The sequence below is a fragment of the Spirosoma harenae genome (assembly GCF_054776975.1).
Genome location: NZ_BAAHBD010000002.1, coordinates 180,390 through 192,522, shown reverse-complemented (window position 1 = coordinate 192,522; position 12,133 = coordinate 180,390). Strand labels below are relative to the sequence as shown.

Here is a 12,133-nt window from a genome sequence, read left to right as displayed (position 1 = left end):
CATACAAAGAGAGCGCCCTATTTTACAGCCTTGGATACACTAAGATGAGGGCTCCGACTATGATTCCCTCCGCAATCCATACATTCAGTGTATTACCATTTGTGGCACGACGGATTAGGAAATGAAAACCAGCAGCGCCCAGCGCAATCGGAATACCAAAAATAAACTGGAGTACATTGTTTTGCTGCTGCGGATTAACAAAGCCATAACCGATCATAATCAGGCCCATAAAGGAGAGAATCATGAGTGGCGTTATGATGTCAAATATCTTCGTGAAGCTCATTTTCGTTGTTGTTTAGGTTATATATTCTGCTGGATTTCACTAACGTTTTGTGAAACCTTCTGTAAACAATCTAACCAATGAATATTCCTATTGTTGCCATCCCTGCACATAAGCCTACCGAACAAAAAAACAGTTTATGAATTATACATAGACTGGTTTTCAACACATACGACTATGACAGTAGCTACAACCAACGCGAAGGACACCGTTCTGGCGTTTATTCAGGCATTGAATAATGAAGATTTCGATGCCGCTCGCGATTTACTGACGGATGATATGTCTTTTGTAGGCGTAATGGGCACCCGCGATGGTGGCGACGTGTACATTAAAGACATGAGAAAAATGAAGTTCAAATACGATGTGCAGAAAGTATTTGTCGATGGTGACGACGTCTGTATCTGGTACAACATTGACATGGGCGGCCCAAAAATCTTTAGCAGTGGCTGGTACACTACGGAAGATGGCCAGATCAAATCGCTCAAAGTTCTATTCGATCCTCGTCCTCTTCTAGAAAAGAACTGAAACGCATTACGTCGTAGCTGAAAAAACACGGAATTTCAAATTCCGTGTTTTTTCAGCTACGAAAAGCCAACTTGTAAACGATGATCCTACAGTTGTTGCAGTGGTACTTACCTGCCTGAATGAATCATGGAAAATTGGATCACAAATCTGGACGACATTTTACAATTGACGGTACCAGGATCAGGACATTGATCAATACGATGCCTTATTCCACCTTTAAAGGCGGCCCAACTACCTGCATCTCATTCTTGCTAAACACAGTGGCAATTTCTTCTTTCGTAGGTTCATGATCCATGGCAGCCATCGTTACGAAGAAATCCTCGAGTTTGCCAGCGGGTTGTAGAACTACGATCATTTTTCCTTTTTCAGCAAGCTGCGTCCAGGCATGAGGAACCTGGCGGGGCAGAAAGATGCTATCGCCCACTGTAAGTTGATATTTGGCATCGCCAACCTGAAAAGCATAACTCCCTTCCAACACGTAGAAGATTTCGTCCTGAGCAGGATGCACGTGCAATGGCGTACCTCGGCCAGGCGATAGCGAGGTTTGTTCGAAAATGGCCAGATCGCCGTTGGTATCACTACCCGAAATTTTCACATCCAGGACATTGGCATTCACCCCTTTAAGTTTTATATGCCCGTGTTTTCGTCCTTCTCCCGCTTTGATTTTAAATCCTTTATCAGCTCGAAAGATTTTCTTGATTCCTGCCAGCGATGGCGTAACGACCAAGCCCAAAAAGGCAGTCATAAAACGATTTCTGTTCATGGTTGAACCAATTAGGTGAATCGATTGCTTTTTAGTCCGAAATTGCTCTGACCATTCCTAAAAAAATAGAACAGAATTAAGGAAATGCTTTTTTACTGAACCAACTTGCGAAAAGTCAGGGGTGTAAGTCCGGTATGCTGTTTGAAGACACGGATAAAATGACTCTGGTCTGAAAAGCCGCAGGTATAGGCAACTTCGGTGAGTGAAACAGGCTCTTTGGCAATTAGTTGCTGAATTGCCTTCTCAATTTTGATCTTACGAACAAACTCGCCCAATGTACACTGGAACAATTTCGGGAACTGCTGACAGAGATAGACCGGGTGAAGTTGCAGGTGAACAGCCAGATCCGTCAGGCTAAGATTTTGGTCGTAGTGTTCGTACAGGAGTTCCACAAGTTTGGGTTGCCAGGCCGGTTTTCGATCAGTATGTACTTTCAGCTGCATCATCTGGTTGAACGCCATCACAATCAGGCTTTCTACGCTCAGGCTTTTTTCAGTACCGTTTTGCCGGGTTTCAGCCAGTAAGCGGGCGAATATAATTTTCAGATTGGGGGATCGTAATTCCAATAAACCTTCGGGCCGGGACTTCGCAATGTCAAGACGATCAAACCAGCTATCGTCAATGTCGACATGCAGGGCCGATACAAAAGGTGAATATCGGCTGTTGTGATGCGGTTCCTGACTGTGATGATACGTTAGCGAACCTGCACTGAGGGCAATGTCTTTACGTTTGTAGGTTTCTAGCAACGTACCGCTGGTTGTAAAGGCAAAGTAGGCATTTTCATGGTAGTGCCATGGACAACCGGGCGAATTATGATAGGCCGATTGCACGAGGGACAACCCGTCAATGGACATCTCGTCTCTTGACACGCCAAAAAATTGCCCTTTTGCCAGGTTATCCATACCCAATCTATACAATCAGTCCAGACGAATTTAACGATTTGATGATGAACTCCTCCGAATGCTTTATTTACCGGCTTGCTTGACTCACCTACCGTTAAAATACGTCAATTACTTCCTGATATTTTTGGTATATAGCTAATACCTAATCTGATAACGAACTAAAATCACTCCATTATCATAAGCTTTACTTTCAAGTAATTGCAACGTAATCTTAGTGTTACTCGATCCGAAAAGTCGAACCCCTTCTCCTAGAATGACTGGATTTAGTTTAACAATCAATTCGTCGATCAATTGAGCATCGAGCAACGTAGCGGCCAGTTCGCCACCCCCACAAAGCCAGATAGGTTTTCCTTCGCCAGATTTTAGTGTGCGTACAAATTCAGCCTCATCCCTATTGATTACTTCAATCAACTGACCCGGCTCGAATGTGAGGGTTTTGGAGAAAATGTAGTTCATCAGATCAGGATTGATCTGGGTATAAGCAGGTTCACCTTCCTGCAATCCGTAGGCATAGCCCCATTGATAAGTTCTGCGACCCATCAGAGCTATATCATACGATTTAATACGTTCCAGAAAGTTATTCACAAATTCCCCTTCGGTTTGAAAACCGTCGATCGAACCGTCAGAATGAGAAATGTAATTATCGAGCGATGCCGCTACATCATAAACCAGTTTGCGCATTACGAATATGAATTGGTGCGTACCAAAACAACTCGCATGGGTCTGGTTTGTTTGGAGGTCCTAGGTCAGGGCCATACACGCTAAAAAAGCTGTTTTCGTGTGGTTAATTATCCTCCTCTTTATCGTCTTTCTTTTTGTTCTTGTTTGGATCGCGCTTAACGACCAATTGATCGTTTTTAAGCTTTTTCGACACAGCAATGAAAGGACCTGAAATTATCTGTTCACCCGATTGCAATCCAGACAATATTTCAATATTCTCGAAATCACTAATGCCCGTTTTTACTTCGCGCAGTTTGGCTTTGCCACCAACGTTTACAAAAACAATTTCCTTAACCTTATCCTTCTTCTCGGTTTGACTGGAAGGTTTCTCCTGCACGGTACCATTGGAATTGTCTTTTAGCTCTGCAGTATCAATAGCTGTTGAATCGGCTCCTCGTGTGGTAACAGCAGCAATAGGCACTGCCAATACATTAGCTTTGCGATCCGTTATGATTTCTACCGATGCAGTCATACCGGGTTTAAAAGGATAGCCTTTCTTGTCTTTTTCGGCCAGCAAATCGGCGTAGGAATTATTCAGGATTTTCACCTTTACCTCAAATTCGGTAACCGCATCACTCGATGCGGAAGCTGCTGCTGATGCTCCCGATGAACTTGCCAAACCATTGGCCGTATTGGCAATTTCATAAACAACCCCCTTGAATTTGCGGCCTGCAGTTGTGTAAGAATCTACTTCAATATCCGCCGTATCGCCCAGGTTGACGCGTACAATATCATTTTCGTTGACGTTGACGCGTACTTCCATATTTTGCAGATTCGCAATACGCATGATTTCCGTACCTGCCATTTGTGAGGTACCTACAACGCGCTCACCTAGCTCAATATTGAGCTTCGACACGGTCCCGTTAACCGGACAATAAATGGTTGTTTTACGGAGGTTTTCGCTGGCGTCGCGTAAGTTGGCTTCAGCACTTTGAATGTTAAATTGAGCTGCCCGTACATTCGCTTTGGCGGCTTCAACTTCCTGCTGTGCTACATTATAATTGGCTTCGCTGGTTTCCAGATCGGCGGAGGAAATAACCTTGTCGGCGAAGAGTTTGCGGTTTCGCTCGTAATCTGCCTTGGATCGAATAAGCCGGGCACTTGATTGGGCAACCGATGCTTTAGACTGTTCCAGTTGCGCCCGGCTCTGGTTAACAGTCGCTTTCGCCCTGGCCATCATCGATTCGTAGTTATCCGGGCGAATACGGCACAATAACTGCCCTGCTTTCACGGGATCGCCTTCGTTTACATACAGGCCAATAATTTCGCCTGATACATCTGGGCTGATTTTCACTTCAACCTGTGGCTGAACCCGGCCAGAAGCACTTACCCGTTCCGTAATATTTGTCCGTTTGACGGTCGCAAAATCAACTTCTACTGAGGTTGGTTTTCCAATTAAACCGGCTTGTTTAGCAGCGACTAATCCACCAACGATCAGGATAATCAATCCTCCCAATATCCACCAAATGCGATTCGACTTCTTCATAATGAATGGACGAGTGAATTAGAGAACGCATGACTGTGCTTTAAATAGATATTAAGAAGGCTACTTTTTGCACATTCACTAATTCACTCATTCACTCACTTAATTAAAACTAAGCGGTTTATTCTGGTAAAAATCTAAAATTTTCGTTCGGAATACATAGTCGTATTTTGCCTGCACCAACTGAGCTCGGGAGTTGTCCAAACGCAGTTTCGCAAGACTATAATCGACCGCATTAATCGCTCCGGCATTAAATCGACTTTCTGCCGCTTTAAACGCTCGATCTAACGAAGTCACCGACGCTTCGGTTGCTCGATAGCGATTCGATGCTGCCAGCAGATTAGTATAAGCGGTTTCGATTTGCTGACGTAATTGCAGTCGAGTATTATCGGCAATGAGTTGCGCGTTTTGCTGCTGAATAATGGCATTCGTAACGTTATTCCGGTACTGCCGATTCACAAAGATCGGAATATTCAAATTGAGCGAAACCCCGCGGTTCAGGGTATTCTGTAGCTGATCGAAGAAGCCCAATGTTTGGCTGGAACCACCTGGCGAGTTTGTACTAATAGTAACCAGTTGGGTTACGCCACCAATACTCACATTGGCCGTACTGGAATTGACCTGCGTTGTTCCGTCCGGCACAAACCGCTGAAGGCCAAGTGTCGAATAGAGCGCCGACACACTACCGTTCAGGCTAAGTCTTGGGTAAAGACCTGCTTTAGCCACATCGACGCCTACGCGTGCGCTTTCGGTGCGGAGATCGGCGGCCGCAATCTGTGGTTGGGTAGTAAGAGCCGTTTCATAAACCTGAAGTGCGGATACTTCGTACCCTTCAATACGAGGGTCGGGCAGGTTGATAAATTCAATTTCAAACGCCTGCCCACCTGGTTGGTTCATAGCTTGTAACAAAGCCAGTTTCGCCAGATCAACCGTATTTTGCGCGTTAACAATAGCTAACTCATCATTAGCCAACGTAGCCTTAATTTCAAACAGGTTTGCTTCCGGGGCCGATCCAGCATCGACCAATTTTTGTGTACGATCTACCTGAAGTCGCGACGTTTCGGCCTGACGCTTGGCAACATTTAATTGCTCAGCACCAGTCAGCACGTTCAGATATTGTTGAATAACATTCAGAATAACAGTGTTCTCCGTAGCATCCAGCTCTTTTTCGGAAGCTTTTACGATCGTTTGGTTTTGGCGAATCAAATTTCTGAGCTGATACCCCTGAAAAATAGGTACCGATCCGGAAAGCTGAAAGTTATTCGACCGTACCCCTACGTCAACGAACTGGTTGGTGATTGGGTTAATGTTCCGACCCGAACTAATCCCCTGCGACGCAAATCCAGTGACGGTTGGCAGCTGATTCAGTTTAGACTGACGGAGTTGTAGATTACTGCTTTGTACCTGTAACTGTCCCTGACGAACAGTGATGTTATTTTTCAGGGCAATGTCAATGCATTGGGGCAAACTCAGCACAGGCAGTGTGTCTGACTTCATTTTCGTGGCAGTAGCTGACAACGATGTACTCCCTGATGCACTTTGCGCTCGAACACTCGTTGGGCTAGCGATTAACAAGCTCCCGACGATTCCGATTCCTAAAAAAAGCACGCGCTGCATACACATAATTTTGATGGTTCAATGTTACAAACTTACCTTCGGCTCGGCTATCGTTTTGGGATAAACGGCGCAAACTAAGCATGTTTCTGGTTTATAATCTGGATGTACTTTCTGAAACTGATTTTTGCTTGTCACCAACAGACCGGGCGTTTCAATACGGCGATGGTTTATTTGAGACGATTCGATACGAGAATGGACGGATTTGGTTCTGGTCTGATCACTTCGCCCGACTCACGGCCGGGATGGCTGCACTTCACCTCAATCTGTCAGCTGAATTCACTGCCGAAGCGATATACAAGCGAATTCTGGATCTGATATCAGCCAATACGATTACCAATCAAACGGCTCGGATTAAGCTTCAGGTTTGGCGAAAACCCGGCGGCCTGTATACGCCATCGTCAACTGAGTGTAACTTGCTGATCACGGCTCAACTAGGTAATTTTTTTTCCATCGGAACGAAACCCAGCGTAGGTATTTATAGTGAATTTCGGGTGTACCAGTCGCCTGCGTCTGCCTATAAAACCCTAAACTCTCTCCCCTACGTGATGGCCGGTCTTTATAAGCAAGAGCGCGGATTCGATGACGTAATTCTACTAGACAACCAGGGAAATCTCGCTGAATGCTTGGCTTCCAATCTCTTTTGGTATGGACAGAATACATTATTTACACCCTCGCTTCAAACCGGCTGCATCAATGGCATCTTACGACAGCAGTTGCTCCGGTTAGCTTCACAGAATGATATAATCGTTCGCGAAGTGGTCGATCAACTGGAAATACTTAAGCAGGCAGAAGTGGTTTTCTGCACGAACGTCATGGGCATTCAATGGATACGTTCGATTGACGATATCGATTTACCGTTGAATGCCCCGGCAGAAGCCTTACTTAACGCCCTCTTCGCTCAGCTTCACAGCTGAATCTTCCAGCCAGCCGTCTTTTAGACGCAGGATTCGATTGCCGTATTCAGCATTGACTTCGGAGTGTGTAACCTGCACGATGGTTACACCATCTTTCTGGTTCAGTTCGCGGAAGAGTTCCATAATGTCGCGAGCCTGGTCGGAGTGCAGGTTGCCCGTTGGCTCATCGGCAAAAATTACGGATGGATCAGCGGCTAGCGCCCGTGCAATACCAACCAATTGCTGCTGGCCACCAGACAGTTGCGACGGAAAAAGGTCTTTTTTAGCGACCATGTTGAATCGGTCGAGCAATTCAGCAACCCGGCTTTTCCGCTCCGATCCGCTTAAGCCTTTATAGAGTAAAGGTGTTTCAATGTTTTCGTATACGGTTAGTTCATCAATAAGGTGATAAGCCTGAAACACAAAGCCGATCCGAGTCCGGTGAAGTTCCGTCCGGCGTTTCTCTGATAGCTTCTGAACAGGCTGATCGTCAAAGAAATACTCCCCTTCGGAAGGTTCTTCGAGCAAACCCAGAATGTGCAGCAATGTTGACTTACCCGAACCAGACGGCCCCATGATCGACACGAACTCACCCTGGTTAATATCGAGACTGACATTGCGCAACACATACACCCGACCAAAACCAGCGGGGTAGAACTTTGAGACGTTGCGTAGTTGAATCATATTTTGTTACTTTTGATATTGTTTTAGTTTAGTTAAGTTCTTTTGTTGTTTACCTACCCGGTAGCTCTGATACCAACTTCCTTTTCTGATGGTACTCGATCTTGATACGATGCTTGCTTAAATTACTCAACCGTCGTGCCAAATTCGTAGGCATTTGATTAATAGAACATTATGCAACTTTATCAGCTTCCTACCGTCCGTTAGCGGACAAAGCTACCGTTGAAATCGGACATCTTTTTGGTTTGCCATGCAACGTAGTTACTATTTTTATCATCTCCTCTAAAACTCCCAAAATCGTCTTACTAATGAAAGCCATTTTCTTATCAATTATCCTTTTTACGACGGGCACTAGCCTATTCACCAGCGACAGCGATTGGAAAAAAGATCGGTCCGTGTCGGGATTCACAGGCTTAAGCGTTAGCAGTGGAATCGACGTTTATCTCTCTCAGGGCAACGCTGAAAAATTAACCATAGAAGGCCGAGGGGTCGATGAAGACCGCGTTATTTCGGAAGTGCGCAACGGGACGTTGAAGCTCTATATTGAGCGAAAGGGATTTGGTGGCTGGAATTTCGGCCGGAATAATTATGTAAAAGCCTACCTGACGTTCAAACAATTAAATAATTTACAAGCGTCTGGTGGTGCGGATGTTACGGGCCAAGGCACTTTGGCGTTTAACGATATAAACGTGGAAGCGTCGGGTGGAGCCGATGTAAAACTGACTTTTAAAGCCGATGAAGTAAATGCATCAGCATCGGGCGGGGCGGATGCTACTTTGCAGGGAACTGCTCGCACACTAAACGCCAATGGCTCAGGCGGTGCTGACCTCGACGCTCGTAAACTTTCTGTTGAGATTTGTAATGCAAACTCATCGGGCGGTTCGGATGTGTATGTTCACGCCAGCAAAGAACTGACCATGAAAGCATCGGGCGGTGGCGATGTTTATTACTCAGGATCAGCCAAAGTAGTCTCAAAAAGTGAATCAGGTGGTGGCGATGTAAGCCGGAGAGATTAGAAAAAAGAGCGAATGAGTGAAAGAGCGAATGAGCGAACTGATAACTTTGCTCTGTAATTCGTTCTTTCACTCCGCTTCGGCGGTCCGATTTCACTCTTTCGCTATTTTGACACCTATTATTGGTATTCTGGGCGGTGGCCAGCTCGGCCTAATGCTTCTGCAAGCCGCCATCGACTGGAACCTTCGCGTTCATATTCTTGATCCCGATGCCGAAGCGCCCTGTCGGCACCTTACTCCACATTTTGTCCAGGGTTCGCTCACGGATTACGATACGGTTTATCAGTTCGGCCAATCTGTCGATATCCTAACGATTGAGATCGAACGGGTAAATGTCGACGCCCTGGAAACGCTCGAACGTGAAGGAAAACGTGTGTATCCGCAACCGTCTGTCATTCGTACCATTCAGGACAAACGACTTCAAAAGCAATTTTACCACGATCATAATCTCCCTACTGCCGACTTTATTCTAACCGAAAATCGAGCTGATGTTGCCTTGATCGAAATTCAACAGCCTGATTTTCTGCCAGCTTTCCACAAACTTGGTCGTGACGGATATGATGGACGCGGAGTTCAACGAATTGCTTCGGTAGCTGACGTTGGCAAAGCGTTTGATGCACCGGGCGTACTGGAAAAAGCCATCGACTTCGAGAAAGAATTAGCGGTTATTGTCGCCCGTAATGAGCGTGGTGACGTACAAACGTTTCCAACTGTCGAGATGGTATTTCACCCTGAATTAAACCTGGTTGAGTATCTCTTCGCTCCTGCCGAAATAGCTTCTGAAATTAATAAGCAAGCGCAGGACATTGCCCGGCGTACTGCTGATGCTTTCGGCATTGTGGGGCTACTGGCAGTCGAATTGTTTCTGGACAAACAGGGTAATGTATTGCTTAACGAAGTTGCTCCTCGCCCACACAATAGCGGCCATCATACGATCCGAGCCAATGTAACATCCCAGTTCGAGCAACATTGGCGCGCCATCCTAAATTATCCGCTGGGCGATACATCGGCTTACCAACCAGCCGCTATGGTCAACCTTCTGGGTGAAGACGGATATACGGGTCCAGCCGTATATGAAGGCCTGGAAAATCTCCTGGCCATTCCGGGTGTGTTTCCGTTCTTTTATGGAAAAGCCATCACTAAACCGTTTCGTAAAATGGGCCACGTAACGGTCATGGACGATTCGCTGGATACTTTACGAGCAAAAGTAGAGGAAGTGAAATCCGGAATTCGAGTGATAACCGCCTAGCTGTATCCCATTCTTATTTGCAATAAAAAAGGGGATTGCTAAGCCCCTTTTTTATTGCATAAAACATTTCGTCCCTACGCTACTACGTTTGTCAGCGTACCGATGCCATCAATGGTTATGCTGATTTCATCACCCGAACGGAGCGTAAAGTCGTCGGATGGGACAATGCCTGTACCTGTCATCAGGTAGCAACCATTTTTAAATGAACATTCGCGGAACAGGAACTCAACAAGTTCAGTGTGTTGACGCTTCATTTGACTAATAGCGATGCTATTCGTAAATACAGCCTGTTCATTCCGGACAATCTCTAATCGGATGTTCGTCTCATGCGAAATTGGTGTTTCGGGTACATATAAACATGGTCCCAGAGCAGCACTTCCATCATACGATTTAGCCTGGGGTAAGTATAGAGGATTTTCGCCTTCGATACTCCGCGAACTCATGTCGTTTCCACAGGTATAACCCACGATTTTCCCTCCTGAGGTAATAAACAGGGTCAATTCAGGCTCTGGGACATTCCAGTCTGAGTCAGCACGGATTCTGACATTGTCTCCTGGCCCAACCACACGTTCTGGTGTTGATTTGAAAAATAACTCGGGTCGTTCAGCGTCGTAAACACGGTCGTAGAAATTATCGCCACCCGATTTTTTGGATTCTTCCATGCGTGCGTCACGGCTACGCAGATAGGTTACTCCCGATGCCCAAACTTCCTGCCGACTGATTGGCGCTAGCAGACCCGTTTTTGTCCAGGTTTCGTAGTCATCGGCAGCCATTGCCCCCCCAATTGACTGATGTAGATAGGCGTATAAATCGTCGCGATTGACTAACGTATCCCAGTCCGTTTCAGACAGAGCATAGAATTTATTTTGCGATTCAACAACGAAGCCAGCGCGGGTTTTGAAGAGTTTCATACAATAAGATTGAATACATTTTGCAAAGAACGTTTGTTTTTACTTTTACTTTATCGTAATATTACGATCAATAGACGAAATTGAGCGATGGGCATATCTAAAACCGAAATATTTACTGATCAACAGAACAGAATGGCTGAGTTGGCAAAAGCCTTTGCCCACCCAGCACGAGTCGCTATTTTACAACTCCTGATTGATCGGAAAGCCTGCGTTTGTGGTGATTTAGTTGACGAACTTCCGTTAGCCCAAGCTACTGTATCACAGCATCTTAAAGAACTAAAACGGATTGGAATCATAAAAGGCGAAATCGATTCTCCCCGCGTTTGCTACTGTATTAATGAATCAGTTTGGGAGGAAGCGCAACAGGTATTTTCAACTTTTATAGGCCAGCCCGTTGAGCAGAACTGCTGTTAAATTTTTTCACCCCAATCTATCGTATTATTACGATAATCCTGTGTTGGCTTCGAAGCTCGTATATATTTGTTCACTTTAAACTCAGAAAATCATGGAAACATCTGATTGCTGCGAAATCGACGACTGTTGCACCGACGACGGTCAATGTTGCCCAGGTGACGGCGAATGCTGTTAAAGGCGCAAACTTCCCGGAAGGCCAGCCCTTTCGGGAAGTACTTGTTTCATTCAGCAACTAATTTTTACAATCATGTCTATTCAGATTAAAGCTGCACACACAGATCAATTACCAGCTCTTATCCAGTTACTGAGCGACAATAAATTACCCACTGACGATCTACCGGCTGGCTTACCTTACTTTTGGCTGGCATTTGATAATGACAAGCTAATTGGTTCGGTCGGGATTGAGGTTTACAGTTCCATCGGATTACTTCGTTCGGTATGCGTTTCCAGCAATTACCGAAATCAGCGAATTGCCGAACGGCTTTACGAACTAGCCATTCAGGAGGCACGTCGACAACGCATTAATGATGTATACTTATTAACCACAACTGCCGACGGTTATTTTGAGCGATTAGGTTTTAGTCGTATCGCCAGGGCTTCGGCGCCAGAACCTATTCAGCAAACTGCGCAGTTTGGTTCACTCTGCCCTTCCTCAGCAGTTGTCATGAAACAAACTGTTTGA

The 12,133-nt window shown here is 45.6% G+C and carries 14 protein-coding genes; 6 read left to right on the top strand and 8 right to left on the bottom strand.

The window, feature by feature from the left end:
* Positions 1 to 22: 22 nt before the first annotated feature.
* Entirely contained in the window at positions 23 to 283 is a 261-nt protein-coding gene (locus tag ACYVE4_RS01235; protein WP_460994959.1) for a hypothetical protein, read from the bottom strand.
* A gap of 174 nt (positions 284 to 457) precedes the next feature.
* Here ACYVE4_RS01235 and ACYVE4_RS01230 point away from each other — a divergent pair, with 174 nt between their 5' ends.
* Entirely contained in the window at positions 458 to 805 is a 348-nt protein-coding gene (locus tag ACYVE4_RS01230; protein WP_460994958.1) for a nuclear transport factor 2 family protein, read from the top strand.
* A gap of 205 nt (positions 806 to 1,010) precedes the next feature.
* Here ACYVE4_RS01230 and ACYVE4_RS01225 read toward each other — a convergent pair whose 3' ends face one another.
* The 5 genes from ACYVE4_RS01225 to ACYVE4_RS01205 all read right to left on the bottom strand — a co-directional run bounded on the left by ACYVE4_RS01225 (position 1,011) and on the right by ACYVE4_RS01205 (position 6,290).
* Complete coding sequence (locus ACYVE4_RS01225; RefSeq protein WP_460994957.1) at positions 1,011 to 1,568, bottom strand: cupin domain-containing protein; 558 nt, start codon at positions 1,566 to 1,568, stop codon at positions 1,011 to 1,013.
* A gap of 92 nt (positions 1,569 to 1,660) precedes the next feature.
* On the bottom strand, positions 1,661 to 2,470 hold the full coding sequence (locus tag ACYVE4_RS01220) for a helix-turn-helix transcriptional regulator (protein WP_460994956.1): 810 nt from the start codon (positions 2,468 to 2,470) through the stop codon (positions 1,661 to 1,663).
* A 135-nt stretch (positions 2,471 to 2,605) separates the two neighbouring features.
* Complete coding sequence (locus tag ACYVE4_RS01215; RefSeq protein ID WP_460994955.1) at positions 2,606 to 3,151, bottom strand: dihydrofolate reductase family protein; 546 nt, start codon at positions 3,149 to 3,151, stop codon at positions 2,606 to 2,608.
* 103 nt (positions 3,152 to 3,254) lie between these two features.
* Positions 3,255 to 4,679 carry an efflux RND transporter periplasmic adaptor subunit gene (locus ACYVE4_RS01210; RefSeq protein WP_460995139.1) on the bottom strand — a complete coding sequence of 475 codons (1,425 nt, stop codon included), beginning with the start codon at positions 4,677 to 4,679 and terminating at the stop codon, positions 3,255 to 3,257.
* 96 nt (positions 4,680 to 4,775) lie between these two features.
* Positions 4,776 to 6,290 (bottom strand): TolC family protein, encoded by a 1,515-nt coding sequence (locus ACYVE4_RS01205; protein WP_460994954.1) that lies wholly within the window; start codon positions 6,288 to 6,290, stop codon positions 4,776 to 4,778.
* Between the two features lie 80 nt (positions 6,291 to 6,370).
* Between ACYVE4_RS01205 and ACYVE4_RS01200 the strand changes: the two genes are divergently transcribed.
* The gene (locus tag ACYVE4_RS01200; protein WP_460994953.1) at positions 6,371 to 7,204 is read left to right on the top strand and encodes an aminotransferase class IV; all 834 of its coding nucleotides are present in this window, start codon (positions 6,371 to 6,373) and stop codon (positions 7,202 to 7,204) included.
* Here the strand turns inward: ACYVE4_RS01200 and ACYVE4_RS01195 are convergent.
* A complete protein-coding gene (locus tag ACYVE4_RS01195; protein WP_460994952.1) occupies positions 7,169 to 7,867 on the bottom strand; it encodes an ABC transporter ATP-binding protein in 699 nt (232 codons plus the stop codon). The two genes, ACYVE4_RS01200 and ACYVE4_RS01195, sit on opposite strands and share 36 nt — an antisense overlap.
* Positions 7,868 to 8,172: 305 nt before the next feature.
* Here ACYVE4_RS01195 and ACYVE4_RS01190 point away from each other — a divergent pair, with 305 nt between their 5' ends.
* Together ACYVE4_RS01190 and ACYVE4_RS01185 are read left to right on the top strand one after the other, a co-directional pair.
* Positions 8,173 to 8,880 carry a head GIN domain-containing protein gene (locus tag ACYVE4_RS01190; protein WP_460994950.1) on the top strand — a complete coding sequence of 236 codons (708 nt, stop codon included), beginning with the start codon at positions 8,173 to 8,175 and terminating at the stop codon, positions 8,878 to 8,880.
* A gap of 106 nt (positions 8,881 to 8,986) precedes the next feature.
* Positions 8,987 to 10,126: a 5-(carboxyamino)imidazole ribonucleotide synthase gene (locus ACYVE4_RS01185; protein WP_460995137.1), complete on the top strand. Its 1,140-nt coding sequence runs from the start codon at positions 8,987 to 8,989 to the stop codon at positions 10,124 to 10,126.
* Positions 10,127 to 10,200: 74 nt separating this feature from the next.
* Here ACYVE4_RS01185 and ACYVE4_RS01180 read toward each other — a convergent pair whose 3' ends face one another.
* Positions 10,201 to 11,037, bottom strand: coding sequence for a fumarylacetoacetate hydrolase family protein (locus ACYVE4_RS01180; protein ID WP_460994949.1), 837 nt, complete (start codon positions 11,035 to 11,037; stop codon positions 10,201 to 10,203).
* Between the two features lie 87 nt (positions 11,038 to 11,124).
* Between ACYVE4_RS01180 and ACYVE4_RS01175 the strand changes: the two genes are divergently transcribed.
* Both ACYVE4_RS01175 and arsN2 read left to right on the top strand, forming a co-directional pair.
* Complete coding sequence (locus ACYVE4_RS01175) at positions 11,125 to 11,451, top strand: ArsR/SmtB family transcription factor (RefSeq protein ID WP_460994948.1); 327 nt, start codon at positions 11,125 to 11,127, stop codon at positions 11,449 to 11,451.
* A gap of 247 nt (positions 11,452 to 11,698) precedes the next feature.
* The gene (gene arsN2 / locus ACYVE4_RS01170) at positions 11,699 to 12,133 is read left to right on the top strand and encodes an arsenic resistance N-acetyltransferase ArsN2 (protein WP_460994947.1); all 435 of its coding nucleotides are present in this window, start codon (positions 11,699 to 11,701) and stop codon (positions 12,131 to 12,133) included.

Coding starts and splice junctions, on each gene's coding strand:
- ACYVE4_RS01235 (WP_460994959.1), bottom strand. CDS start 283: ATGAGCTTCACGAAGATATTTGACATCATAACGCCACTCATGATTCTC.
- ACYVE4_RS01230 (WP_460994958.1), top strand. CDS start 458: ATGACAGTAGCTACAACCAACGCGAAGGACACCGTTCTGGCGTTTATT.
- ACYVE4_RS01225 (WP_460994957.1), bottom strand. CDS start 1,568: ATGAACAGAAATCGTTTTATGACTGCCTTTTTGGGCTTGGTCGTTACG.
- ACYVE4_RS01220 (WP_460994956.1), bottom strand. CDS start 2,470: ATGGATAACCTGGCAAAAGGGCAATTTTTTGGCGTGTCAAGAGACGAG.
- ACYVE4_RS01215 (WP_460994955.1), bottom strand. CDS start 3,151: ATGCGCAAACTGGTTTATGATGTAGCGGCATCGCTCGATAATTACATT.
- ACYVE4_RS01205 (WP_460994954.1), bottom strand. CDS start 6,290: ATGCAGCGCGTGCTTTTTTTAGGAATCGGAATCGTCGGGAGCTTGTTA.
- ACYVE4_RS01200 (WP_460994953.1), top strand. CDS start 6,371: ATGTTTCTGGTTTATAATCTGGATGTACTTTCTGAAACTGATTTTTGC.
- ACYVE4_RS01195 (WP_460994952.1), bottom strand. CDS start 7,867: ATGATTCAACTACGCAACGTCTCAAAGTTCTACCCCGCTGGTTTTGGT.
- ACYVE4_RS01190 (WP_460994950.1), top strand. CDS start 8,173: ATGAAAGCCATTTTCTTATCAATTATCCTTTTTACGACGGGCACTAGC.
- ACYVE4_RS01180 (WP_460994949.1), bottom strand. CDS start 11,037: ATGAAACTCTTCAAAACCCGCGCTGGCTTCGTTGTTGAATCGCAAAAT.
- ACYVE4_RS01175 (WP_460994948.1), top strand. CDS start 11,125: ATGGGCATATCTAAAACCGAAATATTTACTGATCAACAGAACAGAATG.
- arsN2 (WP_460994947.1), top strand. CDS start 11,699: ATGTCTATTCAGATTAAAGCTGCACACACAGATCAATTACCAGCTCTT.